Annotated in this window: 23 protein-coding genes and 2 tRNA genes; 21 read left to right on the top strand and 4 right to left on the bottom strand. The window is 66.0% G+C overall.

What is annotated here, in order from left to right:
* Positions 1-51: 51 nt before the first annotated feature.
* The 7 genes from E0L93_RS10780 (at position 52) to E0L93_RS10750 (ending at position 5,521) form a co-directional block, all read left to right on the top strand.
* Positions 52-1,077, top strand: a complete 1,026-nt coding sequence (locus E0L93_RS10780; protein WP_132691767.1) for a peptidylprolyl isomerase — start codon at positions 52-54, stop codon at positions 1,075-1,077.
* 100 nt (positions 1,078-1,177) lie between these two features.
* On the top strand, positions 1,178-2,461 hold the full coding sequence (gene eno / locus E0L93_RS10775) for a phosphopyruvate hydratase (RefSeq protein WP_132691765.1): 1,284 nt from the start codon (positions 1,178-1,180) through the stop codon (positions 2,459-2,461).
* A gap of 7 nt (positions 2,462-2,468) precedes the next feature.
* Positions 2,469-3,890, top strand: a complete 1,422-nt coding sequence (gene pyk, locus E0L93_RS10770; RefSeq protein WP_165874303.1) for a pyruvate kinase — start codon at positions 2,469-2,471, stop codon at positions 3,888-3,890.
* Positions 3,891-4,172 carry an FtsB family cell division protein gene (locus E0L93_RS10765; RefSeq protein ID WP_132691761.1) on the top strand — a complete coding sequence of 94 codons (282 nt, stop codon included), beginning with the start codon at positions 3,891-3,893 and terminating at the stop codon, positions 4,170-4,172. It begins immediately after the preceding gene.
* On the top strand, positions 4,159-4,584 hold the full coding sequence (locus E0L93_RS10760) for a DUF501 domain-containing protein (RefSeq protein WP_132691759.1): 426 nt from the start codon (positions 4,159-4,161) through the stop codon (positions 4,582-4,584). The genes E0L93_RS10765 and E0L93_RS10760 overlap by 14 nt, the downstream gene beginning before the upstream one ends.
* Positions 4,577-5,443: a Ppx/GppA phosphatase family protein gene (locus tag E0L93_RS10755; RefSeq protein WP_132691757.1), complete on the top strand. Its 867-nt coding sequence runs from the start codon at positions 4,577-4,579 to the stop codon at positions 5,441-5,443. Before E0L93_RS10760 ends, E0L93_RS10755 begins: the two co-directional genes overlap by 8 nt.
* Before the next feature lie 4 nt (positions 5,444-5,447).
* Positions 5,448-5,521: transfer RNA gene (locus tag E0L93_RS10750), tRNA-Leu, on the top strand.
* Between the two features lie 8 nt (positions 5,522-5,529).
* Here E0L93_RS10750 and E0L93_RS16645 read toward each other — a convergent pair.
* Positions 5,530-5,817 carry an FmdB family zinc ribbon protein gene (locus E0L93_RS16645; protein ID WP_132691755.1) on the bottom strand — a complete coding sequence of 96 codons (288 nt, stop codon included), beginning with the start codon at positions 5,815-5,817 and terminating at the stop codon, positions 5,530-5,532.
* A 251-nt stretch (positions 5,818-6,068) separates the two neighbouring features.
* Between E0L93_RS16645 and fmdA the strand changes: the two genes are divergently transcribed.
* The 5 genes from fmdA (at position 6,069) to E0L93_RS10720 (ending at position 9,234) form a co-directional block, all read left to right on the top strand.
* A complete protein-coding gene (fmdA, locus tag E0L93_RS10740; RefSeq protein WP_132691753.1) occupies positions 6,069-7,349 on the top strand; it encodes a formamidase in 1,281 nt (426 codons plus the stop codon).
* Positions 7,350-7,503: 154 nt separating this feature from the next.
* Complete coding sequence (locus tag E0L93_RS10735) at positions 7,504-8,016, top strand: AmiS/UreI family transporter (RefSeq protein WP_132691751.1); 513 nt, start codon at positions 7,504-7,506, stop codon at positions 8,014-8,016.
* A gap of 47 nt (positions 8,017-8,063) precedes the next feature.
* A complete protein-coding gene (crcB, locus tag E0L93_RS10730) occupies positions 8,064-8,447 on the top strand; it encodes a fluoride efflux transporter CrcB (RefSeq protein WP_207890441.1) in 384 nt (127 codons plus the stop codon).
* Positions 8,448-8,500: 53 nt separating this feature from the next.
* Complete coding sequence (gene crcB / locus E0L93_RS10725; RefSeq protein ID WP_132691749.1) at positions 8,501-8,902, top strand: fluoride efflux transporter CrcB; 402 nt, start codon at positions 8,501-8,503, stop codon at positions 8,900-8,902.
* Entirely contained in the window at positions 8,899-9,234 is a 336-nt protein-coding gene (locus E0L93_RS10720; protein ID WP_132691747.1) for a DUF190 domain-containing protein, read from the top strand. Before crcB (E0L93_RS10725) ends, E0L93_RS10720 begins: the two co-directional genes overlap by 4 nt.
* Before the next feature lie 73 nt (positions 9,235-9,307).
* On the opposite strand, the gene E0L93_RS10715 is transcribed toward E0L93_RS10720, so the two are convergent.
* Positions 9,308-9,379: transfer RNA gene (locus E0L93_RS10715), tRNA-Val, on the bottom strand.
* 132 nt (positions 9,380-9,511) lie between these two features.
* Between E0L93_RS10715 and E0L93_RS10710 the strand changes: the two genes are divergently transcribed.
* Positions 9,512-9,877, top strand: coding sequence for a roadblock/LC7 domain-containing protein (locus E0L93_RS10710; protein WP_165874302.1), 366 nt, complete (start codon positions 9,512-9,514; stop codon positions 9,875-9,877).
* Positions 9,867-10,100, top strand: coding sequence for a hypothetical protein (locus E0L93_RS10705; protein ID WP_132691743.1), 234 nt, complete (start codon positions 9,867-9,869; stop codon positions 10,098-10,100). Before E0L93_RS10710 ends, E0L93_RS10705 begins: the two co-directional genes overlap by 11 nt.
* Here E0L93_RS10705 and lon read toward each other — a convergent pair.
* Both lon and E0L93_RS10695 read right to left on the bottom strand, forming a co-directional pair.
* Positions 10,097-12,490, bottom strand: coding sequence for an endopeptidase La (lon, locus tag E0L93_RS10700; protein ID WP_132691741.1), 2,394 nt, complete (start codon positions 12,488-12,490; stop codon positions 10,097-10,099). The two genes, E0L93_RS10705 and lon, sit on opposite strands and share 4 nt — an antisense overlap.
* A 26-nt stretch (positions 12,491-12,516) precedes the next feature.
* On the bottom strand, positions 12,517-13,764 hold the full coding sequence (locus tag E0L93_RS10695) for a 4-hydroxy-3-methylbut-2-enyl diphosphate reductase (RefSeq protein WP_132691739.1): 1,248 nt from the start codon (positions 13,762-13,764) through the stop codon (positions 12,517-12,519).
* 176 nt (positions 13,765-13,940) lie between these two features.
* On the opposite strand from E0L93_RS10695, the gene E0L93_RS10690 reads away from it, so the two are divergent.
* From E0L93_RS10690 to E0L93_RS10660, 7 genes are all read left to right on the top strand, one after another.
* Positions 13,941-14,321 (top strand): response regulator, encoded by a 381-nt coding sequence (locus E0L93_RS10690; RefSeq protein WP_165874301.1) that lies wholly within the window; start codon positions 13,941-13,943, stop codon positions 14,319-14,321.
* A 37-nt stretch (positions 14,322-14,358) separates the two neighbouring features.
* On the top strand, positions 14,359-15,246 hold the full coding sequence (locus E0L93_RS10685) for a DMT family transporter (RefSeq protein ID WP_243638202.1): 888 nt from the start codon (positions 14,359-14,361) through the stop codon (positions 15,244-15,246).
* A 56-nt stretch (positions 15,247-15,302) separates the two neighbouring features.
* Entirely contained in the window at positions 15,303-15,734 is a 432-nt protein-coding gene (locus tag E0L93_RS10680) for an acyl-CoA thioesterase (RefSeq protein ID WP_132691733.1), read from the top strand.
* Between the two features lie 41 nt (positions 15,735-15,775).
* On the top strand, positions 15,776-17,056 hold the full coding sequence (locus E0L93_RS10675; protein WP_132691836.1) for a dicarboxylate/amino acid:cation symporter: 1,281 nt from the start codon (positions 15,776-15,778) through the stop codon (positions 17,054-17,056).
* Positions 17,057-17,107: 51 nt separating this feature from the next.
* Positions 17,108-21,949, top strand: a complete 4,842-nt coding sequence (locus E0L93_RS10670; RefSeq protein ID WP_132691731.1) for an NAD-glutamate dehydrogenase — start codon at positions 17,108-17,110, stop codon at positions 21,947-21,949.
* Positions 21,950-22,101: 152 nt separating this feature from the next.
* On the top strand, positions 22,102-22,872 hold the full coding sequence (locus tag E0L93_RS10665; RefSeq protein ID WP_132691729.1) for a DeoR/GlpR family DNA-binding transcription regulator: 771 nt from the start codon (positions 22,102-22,104) through the stop codon (positions 22,870-22,872).
* Between the two features lie 9 nt (positions 22,873-22,881).
* Positions 22,882-24,141 carry a nickel pincer cofactor-dependent isomerase, group 22 gene (locus E0L93_RS10660; RefSeq protein WP_132691727.1) on the top strand — a complete coding sequence of 420 codons (1,260 nt, stop codon included), beginning with the start codon at positions 22,882-22,884 and terminating at the stop codon, positions 24,139-24,141.
* Positions 24,142-24,165 lie beyond the last annotated feature (24 nt).

Raw genomic sequence — 24,165 nt, 5'->3', positions numbered from 1 at the left:
CATGAACTACCCCTACCCAGATAGCGAGGTGCGATCGCTTTGGGAGAGACCATGAGCAGGCGTGCGAAGGTGTTTCTGGCCGCCGCAGCCGTGGCGCTGGTGGGCGTTGCGGGCTGCTCGCCGGCTCCGGCCGAGCCGAACCGGCCCTCCGGGGCGCAGGTGGTCGCCAGATTCGATGGAGGAGAGGTCACGCAGGGCCAAGTCCAGGCCGAGATAGACCGCTTCGCGCAGCGGAGCGGGGCCGGCAGCATAACGCCCGAGTCTCCGCAGTGGCCGGCGGTGCGGGATCAGGTCATGCTGCACCTGCTTACGGCCGAGATCGCCGGGACCTACGCCGAGGAGCAGGGCATTACCGTCACGAACCGGGAGGTAGAAGAGCAGGTCCGGCAGACGAGGGAGCAGCTCTTCGATCAGGCCCGGCAGGCCGGGCGGGGAGGGACGCCCGAGACGATCTTCCAGGAGGCCCTCTCCCAGGCCGGGTTCACCGAGGGCGAGTTCCGGGAGTTCGTGCGCCAGGGGCTCACCGTTCAGAAGGTACAGGAACGGGTGACGGCCGGTGTTGAGCCGACCGAGGAAGAGGTCCGGACCTACTACGAGGAGAACGTTGAGGCCCAGTTCACCACGCCCGAGCAGCGCTGCGTCCGGCACATCCTCTTCACCCGGGAGCAGGAGCAGCTCGCCGAGGAGGTTCGGCAGCAGCTCGAGGATGGCGGCGACTGGGAGGAGCTCGCCGCGGAGCACTCGCAGGACCCGGGCAGCAGGGAGCAGGGCGGAGATCTGGGCTGCCAGCCGCGGGGTTCCTACGTCGAGAACTTCGACGAGGCCGTCTGGGAGGCACAGGAGGGCGAGATCGTCGGCCCGGTCGAGACCGAGTTTGGCTACCACGTGCTGGAGGTCACTGAGATCCGGGAGGAAGAGGTCACCCCGCTGGAGGAGGCCCGGCAGACCATCGTGGACAGCCTGACCGAGGAGCAGCGGGCCGAGGCTTTCAACCGGTGGGTGCTCGACCAGCTGGAGGAGCGCGACGCCCGGTACCTTCCTGAATACCGTCCGAGACTGCCGGAAGAACAGCAGTAACATACCCGGCTAGCTTGTGCGATCAGCCTCTGGGGCGTAGAGTTAGAGGCTGAGAGCTCGTTGAGTTCGGTGGTGGCACAGAAGAGGGGAGAGTCGGCGGATGACCGAGATCGTGGCCGTGCATGGCCGGGAGGTGCTGGACAGCCGGGGCAACCCGACCGTGGAGGTGGAGGTTGTGACGGCGAGCGGGTACGCCGGCAGGGCGCTGGTGCCCTCCGGGGCCTCCACGGGGCAGAACGAGGCGGTGGAGCTCCGGGACGGGGATAAAGAGCGCTATCTGGGCAAGGGCGTGATGCAGGCCGTCGAGAACGTCAACTCCGAGCTGGCCGAAGCCGTGCTGGGGTTGGAGGTAACGGACCAGCGGGCGGTGGATCTGGCCTGCATCGAGGCCGACGGCACGGAGAACAAGGGCCGGCTCGGGGCGAATGCCATCCTGGGCGTCTCGCTGGCGGCGGCGAAGGCCGCGGCCGGAGCCACCGGCTTGCCGCTCTTCAGGTACATTGGGGGGGCCGGAGCGCACACGCTGCCCGTTCCCTGCGCCAACATCCTCAACGGCGGGGCGCACGCGGCAAACAACGTAGACTTCCAGGAGTTCATGGTCGTACCGGTGGGGTTCGAGAGCTACCGGGAGGGGCTGCGGGCGGTGGTTGAGACCTACCACGCTCTCAAGAAGCTGCTCGCGGAGAAGGGGCTCGCCTCCGGTGTGGGCGACGAGGGCGGGTTCGCTCCGGACCTGGACAGCAACCGGGAGGCGCTGGCCCTACTCTCGGACGCTGTGGAGCGGGCCGGTTACTCGGTCGGGGATCAGATCTCCTTCGCCCTCGATCCGGCGGCCTCCGAGTTCTACGAGGGCGGCCGGTACGTGCTCGAAGGCGAAGGGCGCGAGCTGAGCTCCCAAGAGCTGGTGGACTACTGGGTCGAGCTCGCGGACCAGTACCCCATCCTCAGCATCGAGGACGGGCTCGCCGAAGACGACTGGGAGGGCTGGAGGCTGCTCACGGAGCGGCTCGGCGGCCGGGTGCAGCTGGTCGGGGACGATCTCTTCGTGACCAATCCCAAGATCCTCGCCCGGGGCATAGAAGAGGGTGTGGGCAACTCGATCCTCATCAAGGTGAACCAGATCGGGACGCTCACCGAGACCCTGGAGACGATGAACCTGGCTTACCGGGCGGGGTACACGGCGATGGTCAGCCACCGCAGCGGCGAGACCGAGGACACCACCATCGCGGATCTGGCGGTGGCGATGAACGCCGGGCAGATCAAGACCGGAGCCCCTGCGCGCAGCGACCGCGTCGCCAAGTACAACCAGCTCCTGAGGATCGAGGAGGAGCTCGGGGAGCTCGCGGCCTACCCCGGCCGGGCGGCCTTCAACGCGGGGGTTTAGGAGGATAGTGCGCCGCACTAAGATAGTCGCCACGCTGGGACCGGCCACCTCGACGCCGGAGATGATCGAGGGCCTCATCCGGAGCGGGGTGGACGTGGCGCGCCTGAACTTCTCACACGGTGAGCACGAAGATCACGCGCGAAGCGCGGAGCTGATCCGCAAGTTCGCCCGGGAGATGGGCCGCAACGTCGCCATCCTGCAGGACATCCAGGGGCCGAAGATACGGGTGGGGAACGTGGTTGGGGGAACGGAGCTTGTGCCCGGAAACCGGGTTACCATCGCGCCGGGAGACTTCCTGGGCGACGCCAGCCGCCTGCCGGTCTCCTACGAGGGGATCGCTCAGGACGTCCGGGAGGGGCACCGCATCCTCATAGACGACGGCCTGCTCGATCTGAAGGTCGTGCGCGTCGGGGAGAACGAGCTTGAGTGCGAGGTGATCACCGGCGGGCTGGTCCTCTCGCACAAGGGTTTGAACTTCCCGGACTCCTCTCTGAGCATCAGAGGGCTCACGCCGAAGGACATCGAGGATCTGGAGTTCGGCGTGAGGGAGATCGGGGCCGACTGGGTGGCGATGTCGTTCGTGCGCTCGGGGGACGAGATCTTGGACCTCAAAGACCGCATCCGCCGGTTCGGCGGCAAGACCCCGGTCGTGGCCAAGATCGAGAAGCACGAGGCCGTGGGAGACATCGAGCGCATCATCCGGGCGGCGGACGGGATCATGGTGGCGAGGGGCGATCTGGGCATAGAGCTCCCCGCCGAGCAGGTCCCGATAGAGCAGAAGCGCATAGTGGCCCGATCCCGGCGGGCGGGCAAGCCGGTGATCATCGCGACGCAGATGCTGGATTCCATGATCCGCAACCCCCGTCCGACGCGGGCCGAGGTCTCCGACGTGGCGAATGCGATCTTCGATCGGGCGGACGCGGTGATGCTCTCCGGCGAGACGGCCGTGGGGCGCTATCCGCTGCGCAGCGTGCAGGAGATGGACCGCATCTGCCGCACGGCCGAGTCCGCGATAGCCTACGGTCAGGATCTGGCGGCCTCGACCGCCTGGGGCCGGGGGGATAAGTACGACGCGCTTACCCATGCCGCCTGCGAGCTGGCCGAGGACCTGGCCGCCGAGGCTATTATCACCTCCACCCAGAGCGGGCTCTCGTGTATCCGGGTGGCGCGCTTCCGCCCGTCGAACAGGATCATAGCCGTAAGCCCGGAGGAGAGCACGGTACGGATGCTGGCGCTCGTCTGGGGCGTGGACGCCATCTCGGGCGAGCAGGTGGGGAACATGGAGGCCCGCGTGCGAATGTCTATCGAGGCGGCCGAGGGGGCCGGGTTCGTCCGCAAGGGCGACCGCGTGATAATCACGGGCGGCGTGCTGAACACCACGCCGGGGTCCACGAACATGCTCCAGGTGTACACCATAGGAGAGGAGTAGATGAAGCTCCGGCCGCTGTTCGTGATTCTCTATGCGGCCCTGATCGGACTCCTGCTCGCGGCGTATATAGCGCCGCTGCAGCAGATCATGGAGAGTCGCTCCCAGATAGCGGTGCTGGAGCAGCGGCTGGACGAGGCGGAGCGGGAGAACGCGCGCCAGCAACATGCCATCGAATCTCTGAAGACCCCGGAGGGGCTGGAGCGTACGGCCCGGGAGCGGTACGGCATGGTCCGCCCCGGCGAGAAGGTCTACATAATCCCGGAGGACGATGGACGACCGTGAGGCGGTCGCGCGCCAGCTGGGGCGCAGGCCGAGACCTTTCCGCGTCGCCGCCCGCTGTCCGTTCGGGCGCCCGAGCGTGATCGAGAACGAACGCACCCGCGAGATGCCTACCAGCTTCTGGGTGACCTGCCCCGAGCTGGTGGCCGCCATCTCGCGTGTGGAATCCGCGGGCGGGGTGCGCGAGGCGCAGCAGACGTTGGGCGAGAGCGCCGTGGAGGAGATCCACGAGCGTCACGCCCGGCTCTTCGGGACGCGGGTGGCCGGGGTACGGTCCGGGGGGCACGTGAAGTGCCTGCACGCCTTTACGGCGCTCCACCTCTCCGGGGCGCTCCCGAACCCGGTCGCCGAGTGGACTCTGGAGCGCCTCGGAAACCCCTACCCGGAGGACCGCTGCTGCACCCCGGATGAGTAGCCTCGCGATCATAGACCTGGGCTCAAACTCCACCCGGCTCCTGATCCCGCCCGGCGAGCGCCGCGAGCGCATAACCGGCCTCGGACGCAGCGGGTTCGGGAACACCGGGCTGGAACGCACCCTCGCCGCGGTGGACGAGTACCTGGAGCTGGCGGCGGAGCGTAATGTAGAGCGGGTGGCCGCCGTCGCCACCAGCGCCGTGCGCGATGCCGGACCCGCCGCGGCCGCGCTGGCGGCCGAACTGGAGCGGCGGCGTGTCGAACTCTACGTGCTCACCGGAGAGGAGGAAGCCGCTCTGACCTTCGCGGGCGCAACGCTGGACCTGAGGCCCGGAGAGCGCGCCACGGTCGTGGACGTGGGCGGGGGCAGCACCGAGATATCTTCCGGCCGCGCCGGATGGAACCCGGAGTGGCTCAGGAGCTTCGATCTCGGAAGCGTCCGCTGCACCCGGGACTACGAGCGCTTTACTCGTGCGGACCGGAAGCGGCTGGCCGCACTCGCGCTCGAGACCTTCCACCTCCCACCCGCCGCCCGCGCGGACCGGCTCATCGCCGCCGGCGGGACCGCCACCACGCTGGCCGGCCTCCTCTCCGGCGGCGACTCGCTCGAGATCCACCGCATCGGCCTGAACGACGTAGAGACGCTGCTGGATGAGCTGGAGCCGCTGAGTCCGGGAGAGATCTCCTCCCGTTACGCCGTACCGCTCCTGAGAGCCCAGGTCTTCCGCGCGGGCCTGACGCTGCTGGCCTCCGCCGTCCGGGCCTGCGGGCACGAGAGCTTCACCGTTTCGAAGAAAGACCTCCTCGACGGCACGGCGCACGACCTGAAAAACGGAGTTGGTATACTTTCACAGCGATGAGTGCGGGGGCGTAGCCCAACCGGCAGAGGCAGCGGACTTAAAATCCGTACAGTGTGGGTTCGAATCCCACCGCCCCTACTGAGAGATCAGCCATGCCCCAGGGCCCAGGGTCTCCCGGGACCGTGGCGATGTCCGCTTCTGAGGTCTCTTCCTTTGCCGGGCTTCCGGACCACCTCCGGTTCGCTCGCGCTCTTCTCCGCCCGATCCAGAGCCCTGTAGAGGCCCGCGGACATCCTCCTGATCGCGGGCGCCGTGTACAACCTGCGCGCCGCCTCTCCACACTCCGGACAACTCATGTCTGCTCCGGATTCTCCCATGCTCCGCCATTGCTCGAACGGACCGCAGCTCTCGCAGACAAACTCGTAGACGGGCACCTCGCCTCCTCTTCGATGCCTCTGGTTTCAATTTCCATATTAGTTCATTTTCTATCCACCTGCATCATTGACACCCCGCACGATCCGTGACTATAATCCCCCGCTCTCGATATTGGGGTGAGATATGCACATTCATTTGTGCACATCGGGCTCCGGGAAGGAGGTTGGATAGCGGAAAGGAGCACCGGGCAGGGCCCGGAGGCAGAGCTGCCAGCGTTTCTCGGAAGAGTTCGGCGACTACAGGAGGAGTCATGCCCGAAACCTTGTTCAAGGTCGACGTGAATAAGCCGATGCAGGAACAGGAAGTGCCCGGGCACAACCGCTGGCACCCGGACATTCCGGCGGCGGCGTCGACCGATCCGGGGACGGATTTCCGCATCGAGTGTCTGGACTGGACCAACGGGCAGGTCAGGAACGACGACTCTGCGGACGACATCCGCGACATTGACCTTACTCCGTGCCACGTGCTCTCCGGCCCGATACACGTCAACGGTGCGGAGCCGGGGGATATCCTGGTTGTGGATATCCTTGACATGGGGCCTCCTTCCGGGCCGGGGCAGCAGTGGGGCTACACTGGCATCTTCTCCAAGCAGAACGGGGGCGGCTTTCTCACCGACGTTTACCCTGATGCTCACAAGGCGATCTGGGACCTGCGCGGCCTTTATGCGACCTCGCGCCACGTTCCGGATGTTGAGTTCGTGGGGATCCAGCACCCGGGACTTATAGGGTGTGCCCCTTCACACGATCTGTTGGCCCGGTGGAATCGCCGGGAACAGGCTCTGATCGACACCAATCCGGACCGGGTGCCGCCGCTGGCCTTGCCACCGCTTCCTCAGAACGCGTTGCTGGGTACGCTCACCGGGAGCGAGTTTGAGCGGGTCGCCGGGGAGGCGTGTCGGACGATTCCTCCGCGGGAGCACGGCGGCAACTGCGACATAAAGGACCTCACCATCGGGTCGCGCATCTATTTTCCGGTCTATGTGGAGGGTGCCAAGCTCTCGATGGGCGATCTGCACTTCTCGCAGGGGGACGGCGAGATCACCTTCTGCGGGGCGATCGAGATGGCGGGGTACATAGATCTCGGAGTGGAGCTGATCAAGGGCGGCATGGAGAAGTATGGCATGACCCGCCCGACGCACATGCCGATCTTCGAGCTGAGTCATCTCCAGCCCCGCTACTCCAGCTTCCTGGTCTTCGAGGGTGTCGGGGTCAGCGAGGACAACACCCAGCACTATCTGGACCTCACCGTCGCTTATCGTCAGGCCTGCCTGAACGCCATCGAGTACCTCAAGACCTGCGGGTACACCGACGAGCAGGCCTACATCATAATCGGTACGGCTCCGGTGGAGGGACGGGTTAGCGGCATCGTCGACATCCCGAATGCGTGCGTCTCGCTCTACATACCGACCGAGATCTTCAAGCGGCCCGTCATCCCGCAGGACGTTCCCAGCCGGGTGGCACGGGAGGCCCGGCTGCCTCATGCTCCGGGCGAGCCGCAGATCAACCAGACAAGGGTGGAGTTCCGGGGATAGAGAGAGGCTGACGGTCGCATAAGGGATAGCCGGAGGTTCGTCGCGGTAAGTAGTAAGTAGCCCGGTGTTCTGGCGGTGTACGTACACCGCCAGAACACCGATCGAATATCGCTGCAGAGGAACTCTTCACAGCGATAAGAGAGGTGGTGCATCGATGTATCTTGGTCTCGGGTTGCTCTATGTGGGTGCCGTTCTCGTCCTGAACGGAATATGGCTTCTGGGCTACATACAAGATCGAGAGATCTGGGTCATGAACATCTTTACCGGGGGGCTGGTGCTGCTTGTGGCGCTTTACTCGGCCTTCGGTCCCGGAGCAGACGAGTTCAGCGTGCTGGCATCGGCGCAGTTTCTCTTATTCGCGTTTACGTACCTGTGGGTGGGTATCAACCGGTTTCTGGACGTCGACGGCCGAGGTCTCGGCTGGTATTGTCTCTTCGTGGCGTTAACAGCGGTGCCGATAGCTTTTACCACTCTTGCGGGCGAGGGCCCCTTCTGGCTGGGTCTCAACTGGGCGGCCTGGGCGGTGCTGTGGTTCGTCTACTGGCTGCTGCTGGCTCTGGGGATGACGCAGCTGCTGCGCTTTAGCGGGATCTTCACGATAATAATAGGCGTGGTTACGGCCTGGATACCGGGTTACCTTCTCCTCACGGGGGCCCTGAGTGTGTAGATCGTGCGTTCTGGCGGAGCTCTGAAGAGGCTGGGCACCGGTGTTGCATGCTGGAGAGCTTGATCTACGTGGCCCTCGGCGGGGCCGTCGGGTCTGCTGCGCGGTACCTCGTGGGGGTCTGGATCATGACCCGGCTCGATACGGATTTCCCTTGGGGGACCTTCTTCGTAAACGTATCGGGGTCTTTTCTGATAGGCGTGGTCCTGGCTTTTATCGAGAGTGGAGGACTTCCGGGAGGAGCGCGGCACCTCCTCGCCGTGGGTATCCTGGGCGGATACACAACTTTTTCTACCTTCGGGTACGAGACCATGCAACTGCTCCGGTTCCGGAGCGCCAGGGCCACCCTGTTCAATGCGCTCGGTCAGCTCCTCATATGCCTCGCTGCCGTGTATCTGGGGGTCGTTCTTGTCCGGGGCCTGGTGGGAGAATAGGTGACGGCGGATAGCGTACGCAGCCATATCCGGGTATCCCAGCCCGCAGGGATATGAACACTCTCTTCGTAGCTCTGGGAGGCGCGGTCGGGGCTGGCAGCCGCTACTTGTTGGATTCTTGGATCACATCTCTCTACGGGACCGCGTTTCCGTGGGGGACCTTTATCATTAACGTCTCCGGATGCTTCTTGATCGGCGCGGTGCTACACTACGTAGAAGAGGGAGTGCTCTCGAATCGATCTCGAGCTTTCTTCGCTGTGGGCATGCTCGGTGGATATACGACCTTCTCGATCTTCAGTTACGAGTCCCTGCAGCTCCTCTCCGCCGGGAATCTTGCCGGGTATATGCTGAATGCATTCGGTCAGGTGCTCTTAGGGCTTCTTGCCGTCTACCTAGGAGTGATTATGGCTCGCGGCACTCGCCGCGTGTGGAGAACCGGGAGAGGATCCAAATGAACACGCTGCGCGCCACCAGGCTGACCATCTACATAGGTGACTCCTTCCGGTACGGACACAAAGCCCTCTACCGCGCGATAGTCGAAGCTCTGCACGAGGGAGGGATAGCAGGAGCCACGGTAATTCACGGAATAGAAGGCTACGGTGCGGACAAGCAAATACACACGGCCAGGATCCTGGATCTCTCCGGCGACCTGCCCGTGGTCATCATAGCCATCGACCGCCCGGAGAAGATCGAGGCGATACTCCCCAGACTAGACGAGATGATCGATAAAGGACTGGTGACTACCGAAGAGGTGCAGGTCGTATTCGCCCGCCCCGGCGGTATGTGACTCGGCCGCCCTCTATCGTGGAAACGGTACGGAATAATCCGAACTCCCCCAGACGGAGGGAGGGTTTTCAAAGTGGGCGATGCTGGGATCGAACCAGCGACCTCTGCCGTGTGAAGGCAGCGCTCTCCCGCTGAGCTAATCGCCCCGGGGACTGCGGGAGCAATATTACCATTCCGCGGACCGTTTGTTAAGCCGGTATAATCCCGGGAGGATCAGAAGAGTGGTGCTGTACGCGTCCGGAAGGAGGCGAGTGACGGAGAGGAGCAGAGGAGAGCGTTTGAGGCGAGTCCTCGGGGAGCTGCAGTCGCTTTCGCCGGACGTGAAGGCGGGGGTGGTTATCTCCGGCGGTGAGACGCTGGCCTCCACGCTCCCCGAAGGCGTGGACTCGGAGAGGGTTTCGGCGATGATTTCGGCTCTCTTCAATCTGGCCGGGCGCACCGCCCGCGAGCAGGGCCGGGATGCTCCGCGCAACGTGAAGGTCCGCAACGAGCTCGGGTACGTGCTGCTCTCGCGGGTGGACGGGGAGACCGTTCTGGCCGCCATTACCGGAACGGAGGCGAGGATAGGTCTGATCTTCTACGACATGCGCAACGCGGGGCGGGAGATCTCGCGTATCCTGAAGGAGGAAGAGGGTGAGGCGTAGCGTTCTGAAGTATCTGCTCGCTCTGACCGCGCTGGCGGGGTTGGTAGCGCTCGCCAGAAGCTATCTGGAGAAGAGCGGCTCCCGCACCGAGGTGGCGCAGATGTTCTTCGACGACGGGTCGAGCGTCACCCTGACCGGGGACTCGGTCAGGGCGCAGGAGTTCGAGGACATAGCGCACAAGGTGCTGGAGATAGCTCTGGCGGACGGCCGCCAGGGCATCTAGAGGGCCGTCCCGGCCGGCTCCTTCTCCGGCCGGGACGGCTTCTTCCTTCTCCGGCGGCCGAGTGCCACCTTCGTGGCGTCTGAGATACGCTCGGCGAAGACGAACTCGAGTTCGTCCCGGACGTTCTCCGGGATCTTGACGAGATCCTTGCGGTTCTCCTCCGGCAGGATTACGGTCCTGACCCCCGCGCGGTGGGCCGCGAGCACCTTCTCCTTGATACCTCCGACGGGCAGAACCCTTCCGCGCAGCGTGATCTCACCGGTCATCGCCACCTGCCGCTTTGCGGGCCGGCCCGTGAGCGCCGAGATGAGGGCCACCGTCATGGCCAGACCGGCCGAGGGGCCGTCCTTTGGCACCGCTCCCTCGGGGACGTGGATGTGCACGTCTTGCCTGGAGATGTCCTCGGGCTCTATGCCGAGCTGCCGGGCGTTCGCCCGGCAGTAGCTCATCGCCGCCTGCGCCGACTCCTTCATCACCTGCCCGAGCTGCCCGGTGAGCGTTAGCGAGCCCTTGCCGGGCATCGTCGTCGCTTCGATGAACAGGATGTCGCCGCCAACCTGAGTCCAGGCCAGCCCCGTGGCGACCCCGATCTCGTCCTTCTCCTCGGTCACGCCGTAGCGGAAGCGCGGCGGCCCCAGGTACTCCTCCAGGTCGTCCCCGGTTATGGTGACCGAGACGCCTCCGTCCCCGGAGTCCACTATCCTGCGTGCGACCTTCCGGCAGAGCGTGGCGATGGTGCGCTCCAGGTTGCGCACGCCGGCCTCGCGGGTATAACGGCGCAAGATGCGCCGGATGGCGTCCTCGGTTATCTTCAGCGAGCCCTCGGGCAGCCCGTGGGCCTCGATCTGCTTCGGGATCAGGTGCCTGAGCGCGATCTCGGTCTTCTCGTCCTCGGTGTAGCCTGAGTAGCGGATGACCTCCATCCGGTCCCGGAGCGCCGGCGGGATTGTCTCCAGCACGTTGGCCGTCGCGATGAAGAGCACGTCCGAGAGGTCGAAGGGCACCTCCAGGTAGTGGTCGCTGAAAGCGTGATTCTGCTCCGGGTCCAGAGCCTCCAGCAGGGCGGAGGACGGGTCGCCCCGGAAGTCCGCGCCTACCTTGTCTATCTCGTCCAGCATCAGGACCGGGTTGCGCGTCCCGGCGTTGTTTATGGCCTGGATTATGCGGCCCGGCATCGCGCCCACATAGGTGCGGCGGTGGCCCCTTATCTCAGCCTCGTCCCGGATGCCGCCCAAAGAGATGCGGGCGAATCTGCGTCCCAGAGCGTCCGCGATGGCCCGGCCGATGGAGGTCTTCCCGGTTCCCGGCGGCCCGACGAAGCAGAGGATGCTGCTGCGCTCTTTTCGGGCCAGTTTGCGCACCGCCAGGTGTTCCAGGATGCGGTCCTTGACCTCTTCGAGCCCGTAGTGATCGGCGTCCAGCAGCTTCTGGGCCTCTTCGAGGTCCAGACGGTCCTCGGTGGACTTGCTCCAGGGCAGGCTCGTCATCCAGTCCAGGTAGGTGCGGATCACACCCGTTTCGGCGGAGGCCGGGTTCAGCCTGCGGTAGCGGTCCAGCTCCTTCTCCGCCTTCTTCTTCACCTCTTCCGGCATCCCGGCGGCCTCTATCTGCCGCCGGAGCTCCTCAATCTCCTCGCTGCGCTCGTCCATGATGCCCAGCTCGCGCTGGATGGCGGCGAGCTGCTCGCGCAGGAGCATCTCCCGCTGGCCCTTCTGCATCTGCTCCTGCAGCCGGTGCTGCACCTGGCTGCGCAGCTTCAGGACCTCCAGCTCCTCCGAGAGGGCGACGCTTACGCGCTCCAGCCGCCCGGCGTAGTCCACCCGCTCCAGGATCTCCTGCCGGTCCTCCAGCTTGGAGATGAGCTGGCTGGCGATAAGATCCGCGAGCTTGCCCGGCTCCTCTATGTTCATGGCCGCAACCACGAGGTCCGGATGCACCTGGCCGCCCAGTTCGCTCATCTGCTGCACCTGCTGGATCACGGTGCGCATGAGCGCCGAGAGCTCCCGCGGCAGCTCCTCCGGCAGCTCGGGCTCCTCGATCTCCTCCAGCTCCGCGATCAGATACGGCTCCGTCTGCACCCAGCCCGTAACCCGGGCGCGCTTTTGCCCCTCGACGAGTATCCTGAGCGAGCCGTCGGGGAGCCTTATGATCTGCTGGATTACGGCCGTCGTCCCGAACTCGAACATGTTCTCCGGGACGGGCGGGCCCTGAGAGTCCTTCTGGGCGACGAGCAGGATCGGGCCATCCTCCCCAACCTCCTCCAGGGCGGCCTTGGACGGGCGGCGTCCGACCAGCACGGGGGTAACCATCTCGGGGAAGAGGGTCATCTCCCGGATCGGGATTACGGGAAGCTGTAACTTCTTGTTCTGGTCTCTCTCGCTCTCTGCCATACCCCTGATTCTATCAGGGGCGGGGGCTAGCTATTTGCGGCGAAGACATCCGCCGGCGCAAGCCCCCGGGCCTTTAGGATGCGCTCTATGGCGAGCCCGATCTGGGAGTTGGGGGTGGACGCTCCGGCGGTGAGCCCGATCTTCACCTCTCCCTCCGGCAGCCAGCCACGCTCCTCGACCTCCTGGCGCGGGTCGAGCGGCGTGCCCGGAGGCTTGTGCCGGATGACGTCTCCCTCGATGTTGGTCCCCGCGGCGATGTGGTAGCTGCGCGGCACGCGCTCTGCAGCGATAATCGCCAGGTTGTTGGTGTTGGAGGAGTTGTACCCGCCCACGATCACCACCACGTCCAGCGGGTGTTTTAGCAGCCGGAAGAGGGCGTCCTGACGGTCCTGGGTTGCCGAACAGATGGTGTCGAAGAGCTCGAAGTGCTCGGCCAGGTTCTCCTCGCCGTAGCGGTCGGCCATCGCCTGCCGGATCTCCTCGCCGACCCGCATGGTCTCGGTCATGAGCATCGTGGTCTGGTTGGCGACGCCGACCCGCTGCAGATCCTCCTCCGGATCGAAGCCGGGACTCATGCCGTGGCCGAGCTTCTCGCGTAGCTCATCCGCGCTCATCCGGCCCCGGATGAACTCCGTGACGTAGCCGGTCTCCCGGAGGTCTCGCACGATGAGGTACTTGCCGTTGCCGCCGTCCCTGGTGGTCTGGGAGGCGGTGGCTCTGGTCTCCTCGTGGTAGTACTTGCCGTGGATGATGCTGGTGAAGCCCTTCTGGGCGTAGCGCGCCACACGCTTCCAGACGGCGAGCACCGAGCCGCAGGTGGTGTCTACGATGATACAGTCCCGCTCACGCAGCTTCCTAACCCACTGCACCGGCGCACCGAAGGCGGGGAGCAGGACCACGTCTTCCGGGGTCAGCCGCTCGAACGCCTCATCCGGACGGCCGTCGAAGCCCTGCGAGAGGAACTCGATGCCCATCTCGCGCAGCCGGTCGTTCATGGACTGGTTGTGGATCATGTCCCCGGTGATGAAGATCCTGCGGTCCGGGAACCTGGCCCGGGTCTGGAAGGCATAGTCCACCGCCCGGTCCACGCCGTAGCAGAACCCGAACTCATCGGCGATGCGCAGCGTCAGGCCGTCCGCCTGCAGGACGTTGCCGCGCTCCCTGATGTGGTCCACGATCTCCGAGCGGTAGTCCCGGTCGAGTAGCGCCTGAATCTCCCGGCGCAGCTTGAATCCGCGCCGGTGGTACTTCTCGTCCGCCGTTTTGCGTGCCACGCCTTTGCCCTCTTTTGAGTTTAGCTCTTATCTGCCGAGGTTAAGTTTATCTTAATTTCCGTGTCTTTCCTGTTTCTGGAGGGTGTAGCGCGCTCTGCCCCGGCGTATAAATGAAGTGCCAGGGTTGTGCAATTCACCTCGCCAGGGTGTATAAATACGCGCTAAGTATGGAGCGGATGACCATCATGGTCGCGGACGACGATCCAGAGGCTCTGGAGAACGCCGCCGCTACGCTGACCGGAGCCGGGCACCGGGTGATCCGGGTCCCGGACGGCCGACGGGCTATACAGGAGGCCATCTCCCACAGGGTAGACCTGATCATCGTGGACGTCTCCATCCCGCAGCTGAACGGCGTCGAGACCTGTCACTGTCTCAAGGCGATGCCTAAGACGAACAGGATCCCGGTCGTCCTCACGGCCGCCAAGAAGGACCCGGAGGCGAAGTCTCTGAAGGACCGCTCTCACGGCTCCGCCCGGATCTTGCGCAAGCCCTACGGCCCGGACGAGCTTCTGGACCTCGTCGCCGAGATCTCCCGCAACGGCAAACGCCGGCCCTGATCCTCGTTAGAATACCCGGGTGATGCCGGGAGCGGGTATGCGCGTGTCCAGCGAGGCTGCGGGCCGCTGGCTGGTGCTGGCGGCTGCGGTGCTCTGGGGCACAACCGGAACGGCACAGGCATTCGCCCCGGCCGGTGCGGAGCCGGAGACGGTCGGGGCGGTGAGGATCGCGCTCGGCGGGGCCGCTCTGCTGGCCTTCGCTTTCTTTAGCGGCAGCCTGCGCACAGGAGGACACCGCTGGACGCGTCCGGCGACCGCCGTGGCCGCCGGCGCCATAGCGGCTTACCAGATCTGCTTCTTCAACGGCGTCGCCCTCACCGGCGTGGCCGCGGGTACCATCGTCGCCATCGGGAGCGCACCGGTCTTCGGGGGTCTGCTCGGCTTTCTCTTCCGGGGCGAGCGTCCCGGGGCCCGCTGGGCCGCGGCGACCGTCTTGGCCGTGCTCGGCTGCGGGCTTCTGGTGGGGGCCGGAGGCGGGATAACCGTGGATGCCGCCGGAGTTCTGCTGGCGCTCGGAGCGGGGCTCTCCTATGCGGCGTACGCCACGGCGAGCAAGCGGCTGCTGGACGTGATCCCCTCCGTCACCGTGGTGGCCGTTACCTTCAGCCTCGGGGGAGTCTTGCTCTCGCCGTTCCTGCTGGCCGGGGACCTGAGCTGGGTGGTGGAGCCCCGTGGAACGGCCGTCGCCCTGCACCTGGGGCTCGTCGCGACGGCCGTGGCGTACCTGCTCTTCGGCCGGGGGCTCGGGTATATCCCGGTGGCGACCGCCGCGACCCTCTCGCTCGCGGAGCCGCTCACGGCGGGGTTTCTGGGCGTGCTCGTGCTCGGCGAGCGGCTCACCGGCCCGGCGCTGCTGGGGAGCGGGCTGCTGCTGGCCGGCCTGGTGCTGCTCACCGTCCGGCGCAAGTCCGCACCGGGCGGGTGAGGTGTGCCCCTCGCCTATACTGGGGGCGATGTGTGTCTTCGGGAGAGGAGGGAGCTTTGGCCGAACCGGCGCGCTTCTACCACACTCTGCGGGTGCGGTACTCGGAGATCGACGGCCAGGGGATCGTCTTCAACAGCCACTATATGACCTACTGCGACGTGGCCATCACGGAGTACTTCAGAAACCTGGGTATCCTGGTCGTGGGGGATGATGCATTCGAGTTCGCGCTCGTCAGGGCTACGCTGGAGTTCAAACGCCCCGCCCGGCTGGACGAACTGCTGGATGTGCACGTCGCCGTTCCCCGCCTGGGCAACAAGAGCTTCACGGCGAGATTCGAGATCTACCCGCACGAAGACAAGCGGCCGGGCAGCCCCTACCTGGAGGCCGAGATAATCTACGTTTCCTACTGCGTAGAGGAGGGACGGGCCATCCCGGTCCCGGACCGCGTGCGGGAGCGGATAGAGCGGTACGAGAGGACGGGGATATGAGACAATAGTTTCGAGGCTCTGCAGGAGAGGAGGTGAAGGGGATGGAATCCGGGGAGAGACGATCTCTCTTGCGGCGGTACCTCGACTTCCCCCTGATCTGGAAGCTCTTCATCGCACTGGTGCTCGGCGCGGCGGCCGGGCTCATCCTGGGGCCGCGGGCGGAGGTGCTGCAGCCGCTCGGAGATCTCTTCCTGCGGCTTTTGCAGATGCTCATCGTGCCGCTGGTGCTCTTCACGCTGGTGGTGGGGGTTTCCTCCATCGGCCCGGCGCGGCTCGGGCGGATCGGGGGCAAGGTCTTTCTCTACTACATGCTCACCTCCGTCGTTGCGATCACGCTCGGGATAGCACTGGCGCTCTTCGTGCGGCCCGGCGGCGGGCTGAGCATGCCGGGAGCGGCCGGAGAAGAGCCCGCCGAGGCACCCCCGATAGGCGAGACGCTGCTGAACATCGTGCCGGAGAACCCGTTTGCGGCGATGGTGGAGGGGAACGTGCTGGCCGTGATCTTCTTCGCCGTTCTCGTGGGGCTGGCGCTGGGCGCGATGCAGAGCAGCGCAGACGAACGTCTGCGCGAGCTCGCCGGCCTGGCCCGCCGCCTGTTCGACGCCGGGGCGGAGGTCATGTTCCTCATCGTGCGCGGCGTGTTGGAGTACGCTCCTGTGGGCGTCTTCGCCCTCATCGCGGTGACGCTCGGAGAGGTGGGCGCCGAGGCGCTGCTCCCCCTCGCCCGGCTTACCGGCGTGGTGTACGGTGGCGTGGCGCTTCAGATCGGCTTCTACGCCCTGCTCCTGCTGCTCTTCGGCGTGAGCCTGCGGCGCTTCTTCCTCGCGGCCAGGGAACCGATGCTTACCGCCTTCGTCACCCGCTCCAGCAGCGGGACGCTGCCGGTGAGCATCCGCGCGGCGGAGAGCATGGGGGTCAGGAAGGGCGTTCACGGCTTCTCCCTGCCGTTCGGCGCGACGGTGAACATGGACGGCACGGCGCTCTACGTCGGAGCCGCGGTCGTCTTCGTGGCCGGCGTCTCGGGTGTGGAGCTCGGCTTCGGGCAGCTCCTCGGCGTGGTGCTGGTGGGTGTGCTGGCCTCCATCGGGACGGCGGGCGTGCCGGGGGCCGGGCTCATCATGCTCTCGCTCGCCATCACTCAGGCCGGGCTGCCCTTCGCGGCGGTCGCGCTGGTGGCCGGGATAGACGCCATCCTGGACATGGCGCGCACCATGTGCAACGTGACCGGCGACCTGACCGGGACCCGCCTCGTGGCCCAGACGGAGGAGGGGATGCTAGACGAGAAACGGGGCGCTCCGGAGGCCAGGCTCGCCGCCGGATGACGCGGCGGCGCGCGGAGGATAAGCTACGGGCCGCAAAGGAGGTTTTGCAGAGTGCCGACCAAGAAAGAGATTCTAGACAAGGTAGCGGCCCGCGTCCGGGAGCTGCTGCCGGAAGATCAGGCCCCGCGGGTTGAGGAATTCGTGCGCCAGTACTACGGCTGGACCGCGGAGGAGGATCTGGTAGAGCGCTCGCCGGTGGACATATACGGGGCGGCGGTAGCGCATTGGAACTTCATGCGCCAGCGGAGACCCGGCGAGGCGAAGGTGCGGGTGTACAACCCGCGGCACGAGGAGTACGGCTGGCAGTCCACTCACACGGCGATCGAGATCGTAAACGACGACATGCCGTTTCTGGTGGACTCCACAAGCATGGAGATCACGCGTCTGGGGTATGAGATCCACTTCATGAACCACCCCATCGTCCGGGTGCGGCGTGACGGCCGGGGGAGGCTGCTGGAGCTGCTGCCGCCGGACGCTGAGGATGCTCTTCAGGAGTCCCTGATACACATCGAGGTCAACCGGCGCACCGAGCCGGAGGCGCTGGAGGAGCTGCGATGGAACTTGGAGCGCGTCCTTGGCGAGGTACGGGCGGCGGTCGAGGACTGGCCCAGGATGCGCCGGAAGATCCGCGAGATCGTTGAGGAGTTCGAGAAGAACCCGCCGCCGGTAGACCGGGAGGAGGTCTCCGAGGTCGGCGCCTTCCTGAGGTGGCTGGACGACCACCACTTCACCTTCCTGGGCTACCGGGAGTACGAGCTCGCCGTCGAGGACGGCGAGGATGTGCTGCGCACCGTGCCGGGCACGGGGCTGGGCATCCTGCGGCAGGAGGGCCGGGAGCCGAGATCCCGGAGCTTCGCCAAGCTGCCGCCGGAGGTGCGGCGGCTGGCCCGCTCCAGGCACCTGCTCAATCTGACTAAGGCCAACTCCCGCTCCCCGGTGCACCGGCCCTCGTACCTGGACTACGTGGGTGTCAAACGGTTCGACGAGAACGGCGAGGTCTGCGGCGAGCGGCGCTTCCTGGGGCTCTACACCTCGGCGGCCTACAGCATGAACCCGCGGGACATACCGCTCATCCGGCGCAAGATCGAGAACGTCATGCGGCGGACGGGCTTCCCGCCGAACAGCCACTACGAGAAGGCGCTGCTGGAGGTCTTCGAGACCTTCCCGCGCGACCAGCTCCTGCAAATCTCCGAGGAGGAGCTCTACGACATCGCGCTGGGCATAGTCCATCTGCAGGAGCGCCAGCGGGTGCGGCTCTTCGTGCGGCGCGACACCTACGGCCGCTTCCTCTCCTGCCTGGTCTATCTGCCGCGCGAACGCCACAACACCCAGACCCGCCAGCGGATCCAGGAGATCCTGCAGCGGGAGTTTAACGGGCGGAGCGTGGAGTTCTCGGTGCACCTTTCGGAGTCGGTGCTGGCACGGCTGCACTTTATCGTCTACACCGACTCGGGCGCACCCCGGGATTACGACATAGACGAGATAGAAGCCAGGATAGTGGAGGCCACCCGCGAGTGGCCGGACACCCTCTACGGCGCGCTCGTGGAGCGTTTCGGCGAGGAGCGGGGCACCGAGCTCTTCAACCGCTACCGCAACGCCTTCCCGCCCGGCTACCGCGACGAGTATCTGACCCGCACCGCCGCGGCGGACATCGAGCAGATGGAGAGTCTGGGGTCCGGGGAGGACCTGGGCATGAGGCTCTACCACCGGCTGGAGGAGCCCGAAGACTTCCTGCGCTTCCGGCTCTACCGGCGGGGGGACCAGATCTCGCTCTCCGAAGTCATGCCGCTGCTGGAGGACATGGGCGTGAAGGTGCTGGACCAGCGCCCGTACAGGATAGAACCCGCCGGCGGGGAGCCGGTCTGGATCCACGACTTCGGTCTGATCCACCGCGGGGACGGCGAGTTCCGGGCCGACGGCGTGCGGGAGATCTTCCAGGATGCCTTCGCCCGCACCTGGCATGGGGCCGCGGAGAGCGACGGCTTCAACCGGCTCGTGCTCGGCGCCCGGCTCACCTGGCGCGAGATAACGGTCCTGCGCGCCTACTGCAAGTACCTGCGCCAGACGGAGACCACCTTCAGCCAGAACTACATGGAGGACACCCTTTCTGCCAATCCGCGCATCGCCCGGCTCCTGATAGAGCTCTTCGAGGCCCGCTTCGATCCGGAGCGGCGGGAGCGGGCCGCGGAGGAGTCCGAACGGCTCCGGGGCGAGATAGAGTCCGCTCTGGAGCACGTCGCGAGCCTGGACGAGGACCGCATACTCAGGAGCTTTTTGAACCTCATTCAGGCTACCCTGCGCACCAACTACTTCCGGGAAGACCGCGCCGGGGAGCCCAAGACCTATCTCTCGCTCAAACTGGACCCCTCGCGGATACCCGAGCTCCCGCTCCCGCGGCCGATGTTCGAGATCTTCGTCTACTCGCCGCGCACCGAGGGCGTGCACCTGCGGGGCGGCAGGGTCGCGCGCGGCGGCATCCGGTGGTCCGACCGGCGGGAGGACTTCCGGACCGAGATCCTGGGCCTCATGAAGGCCCAGATGGTCAAGAACGCCGTGATCGTGCCCGTCGGCGCCAAGGGCGGCTTCGTTGTCAAGCGGCCGCCCGCGGACGGCGGGCGCGAGGCGCTCCAGAGGGAGGTCGTTGAGTGTTACAAGACCCTGGTGCGCGGGATGCTCGACGTGACGGACAACCTCGTGGACGGCGAGGTCCGGCCGCCCGAGCGGGTGGTACGCTACGACGGCGACGACCCCTATCTGGTGGTCGCCGCGGACAAGGGGACCGCGACCTTCTCGGACATAGCCAACGGCATCTCCGAAGAGTACGGATTCTGGCTCGGCGATGCCTTCGCCTCCGGGGGATCGGCAGGCTACGACCACAAGGCGATGGGTATCACCGCGCGCGGCGCGTGGGAGTCGGTCAAGCGGCACTTCCGCGAGCTGGGGATGAACGTCCAGGAGGAAGACTTCACCGTCGTCGGGATCGGAGACATGTCCGGGGATGTGTTCGGCAACGGGATGCTTCAGAGCCGGCATATCCGGCTGGTCGGAGCCTTCGACCACCGGCACATCTTCCTGGACCCCGACCCCGACCCGGAGCGGAGCTACGAAGAACGCAGACGCCTCTTCGAGCTGCCCCGGTCCACCTGGGCGGACTACGACCCGCGCGTGATCTCCGAGGGCGGCGGCGTGTGGCCGCGGACGGCCAAGTCCATCCCCCTCTCGCCGCAGGTGAGGGAGCTTCTGGACGTGGACGCCGAGCGGATGACGCCGAACGAGCTCATAAGCGCGCTCTTGAAGGCTCCGGTGGACCTGCTCTTCAACGGGGGCATCGGTACCTACGTGAAAGCCTCCGGCGAGACGCACGCCGAGGTGGGAGATAAGGCCAACGACGCGGTCAGGGTCGATGCGGCCGACCTCCGGTGCCGCGTCGTGGGCGAGGGCGGCAATCTGGGCTTCACGCAGCGGGGCCGCATAGAGTACGCGCTCGGCGGCGGCCGCATCTACATGGACGCCATAGACAACTCCGCCGGAGTGGACTGCTCCGATCACGAGGTGAACATCAAGATCCTGCTGGACTCAGTGGTCGAGAGCGGGGACATGACCGAAAAGCAGCGCAACGAGCTGCTGGAGGAGATGACGGAGGAGGTCGCCTCCCTCGTGCTGCGCGACAACTACCTGCAGACGCAGGCGATCAGCAACTCCGTGGCTCAGGCGAACTCGATGGCAGAGGTGCACGCCCGCTACATCCGGGCCCTGGAGAGCTCCGGGGTGCTGAACCGCGAGCTGGAATTCCTGCCGCAGGAGGAGGAGATCGCCGAACGCAAGTCGGAGGGCGGGGGGCTTGCGGCCCCGGAGTTTGCCGTCCTGCTCTCATACACTAAGATCTCGACCTACGACGGGCTGCTGAAGAGCGACCTGCCGGACGACCCCTACTTCTTCGACGAGTTCATCCGCTACTTCCCGCACCCGCTACAGGAACGCTTCCGGGAGCGGATGAAAGAGCACCGGCTGCGGCGCGAGATCACGGCTACCCACGTCACCAACGGCATGGTGAACCGGGCCGGCACCACCTTCGCCTACCGGATGAGCGAGGAGACCGGCGCGGCCCTCCCGGACATAGCCCGCGCCTACACCGCAGCGCGCCAGATCTTCAGCATGCGCGAGCTCTGGGCCGAGATCGAAGCCCTGGACGGCCGCATCCCGGCCACAACGCAGACCCGCATGCTGCTCGAGGCGCGCAAGCTGGTCGAACGCGCCACGCGCTGGCTCCTGCGCAACCGGCGCCCCCCGCTGGAGATCCGGAAGACGATCGCGTACTTCGCTCCCGGCGCGGCCGAACTCGCCGAACATATCCCGCAGTTCATGCTCGATGGCGACCGGAAGGTACTGGAAAGGCGGGCCCGGCAGCTCGCCGAAGACGGCGTCCCGGCCGATCTCGCCAACCGGCTCGCAACCCTTAGCGCCATGTTCTCCGCACTGGATATCGTGGACGTGGCGGCCGCCACCGGCCACCCGGTGGCGACCTCCGCCGCCGTGTACTTCCACCTGGGCGACCGGCTCCGCCTGCACTGGCTGCGCGAACATATCGAGGCGCTGCCCCGCGATACCCGCTGGCAGACGCTCGCACGCGCCGCCCTGCGCGACGACCTATACAACCTGCAGGCCGAACTCACCGCCGAAGTGCTCCTCACCGCCCCCGAAAACCGCCCCGCCCCGGAGCGTATCGAGGCCTGGGCCGAGGAGAACCGCCGGGCCGTGGACCGTACCCTGCAGGTGCTCGCCGATATAAACTCCGGCGGCGTCTTCGACCTCTCCACCCTTTCTGTAGCCCTGCGCGAGATCCGTAACCTGGTCACAGCCGCTACTCCCCCAACCCCCGAACGCCCGAGATAGCCCGGCGCAAAAACCCCCCGGGAGGACCCGGGGATTATCCCCGCAACCCCTCCTTGCCAAAGGATGGCTAATTCTGGAATAACTTGATCGATAATGACAGAAAATGATATATTGCCGGAGTCAGGAGGTTGGTGGATTTGGGGAGGGGGTCTTTGCACAAGATACCGGCGCAGCGGCGGGCGGAGTTGCTGGCGATTCTGCTGCGGCGGGGGGCGGCCTCGATCTCGGAGCTGGCTGGTGAGATCGGGGTTTCCGAGTCTACTGTGCGGCGGGATCTGGACGAGCTGAGTGCTGGTGGGCGGGTACGCCGGACGCGCGGGGGGGCTGTGGTTTCCGGGCGCACGGCCTTCGAGCCGCTCTTCGCGGACCGCAGTCGCCAGAATCCCGATGAGAAGCGGCGCATAGGCCGGCATGCCGTCTCGCTGCTGGAGGCGGGGCAGAGCGTGATCTTCGATTCCTCTTCAACCGTGCTCTGTGCGGCCGAGGCGGTGGCGGAGGGAGGGCCGGAGGTCACGGCGGTGACCAACGACGTCGGCATCGCTGCGGCGCTGGCTTCCGGTGGCGGGTCTCGCGTGATAGTCACCGGCGGCGAGGTTCGGGAGGGGTCTTTCACGCTGGTGGGTCCTGTGGCGCGGGAGTTCCTGGGCCGGCTGCATGTGGACGTACTCCTGCTTGGCATCCACGCTGTGGTGGACGGGTCGCTCAGCGAGGCCGGGATCGGCGTGGCCGAGATCAAGCGGGCCATGATCCGGGCTGCCCGGAGGGTTGTGCTGCTCGCCGACCACAGCAAGTTCGGGGATCCGGCCTTCTTCGAGGTAGCCGGGGTGGAGGTCGTGGACGATCTCATAACCGACCGGGCCGTGCCGGAGGAGGCTCTGGAGGCTCTCCGGGAGGCTACTTCTGCGAGGATCCATTTGGTGTAGGAGGGCGCCATGAAGTTTCCCAGGGTCGTGAGGGTCAGGCAGCGTTTCTCCGGCGAGCGCGTGGGGGACGTAGAGGCTGCGCTGCGGCGGGAGTGTGCGCGGGAGGAGATAGCCAGGCGCATACGGCCCGGCATGCGCGTCGCCGTCACCGCTGGGAGCCGGGGAATTGCGGGGGTGGCGATCATCCTGCGGGCTCTGGTGCGCTTTCTCGGGGAGAGGGGGGCCGAACCGTTCATCGTCCCGGCGATGGGGAGCCATGGCGGGGCCACCGCTGCGGGGCAGGTGAAGGTGTTGAGGAGCCTCGGGATCACGGAGAAGTTCTGCGGTGCCCCTATCCGGTCCTCGATGGAGGTCGTGAGGATCGGGGAGACCGGGCACGGTATTCCGGTATACATGGACCGCCTCGCCGCCGGGGCCGACGGCGTCGTTCTGGTCGGGAGGATCAAGCCCCACACCGACTTCCGGGCGGAGATCGAGAGCGGACTTCTGAAGATGGCTTCCATCGGGCTCGGCAAGCACGAGCAGGCGCTGGTTCTGCACTCCCATGGAGTACGGGGCATCAGGGATTTCATGGTCGAGGCGGGGTGCAGGGTGCTGGAGTCGGGACGGGTGCTCTTCGGGGTGGGCATCGTGGAGAACGGCTACGACGAGATCTCGGTACTGGAGGCCATCCCTCCGGAGGAGATACCACGGCGCGAGGCGGAGCTGCTACGGAGAGCTGCGGCCATGATGCCGAAGTTGCCCGTGGAAGATGTGGACGTACTCTTCGTGGACGAGCTGGGCAAGAACTACTCCGGCACCGGCATGGACACCAACATCATCGGGCGGTTCAAGATACCCGGCGTGGAGGAACCTGAGAGCCCGCGGGTGAAGTATCTCATCGTGAGCCGGCTCAGCCAGCAGACCGGGGGCAACGCGCTGGGCGTGGGACTCGCGGACTTCACCACCCGCCGCCTCTTCGAGGGTATAGATTTTGGTGTCACCAACGAGAACGTCCTGACCAGCACCTTCGTCGAGCGGGGCAAGATACCGCCGGTGCTGGAGAGCGACCGCGCCGCGATAGAGGCCGCCATCCGATGCAACTGGGGCGTGCCGCCGGAGGAGACCCGCTTCGTGCGCATCCCGAACACCTTGCACCTCCGAGACGTATACGTCTCGGAGAATCTGTTAGACGAGGCTCTGGCTACCGGAGGTGCCCGGCGTGTCGGGGAGTCGGAGGAGTTGGAGTTCGACACGGAAGGGTATCTAACGCCGTTTGGTGATTCGTAAGGCAGCGTAGATCGAGGAGGGGTT

The sequence above is a fragment of the Rubrobacter taiwanensis genome (assembly GCF_004337705.1).
In the GTDB taxonomy this organism is placed as follows: Bacteria; Actinomycetota; Rubrobacteria; order Rubrobacterales; family Rubrobacteraceae; genus Rubrobacter_C; species Rubrobacter_C taiwanensis.
This window is presented reverse-complemented; position numbering and strand designations above follow the sequence as displayed.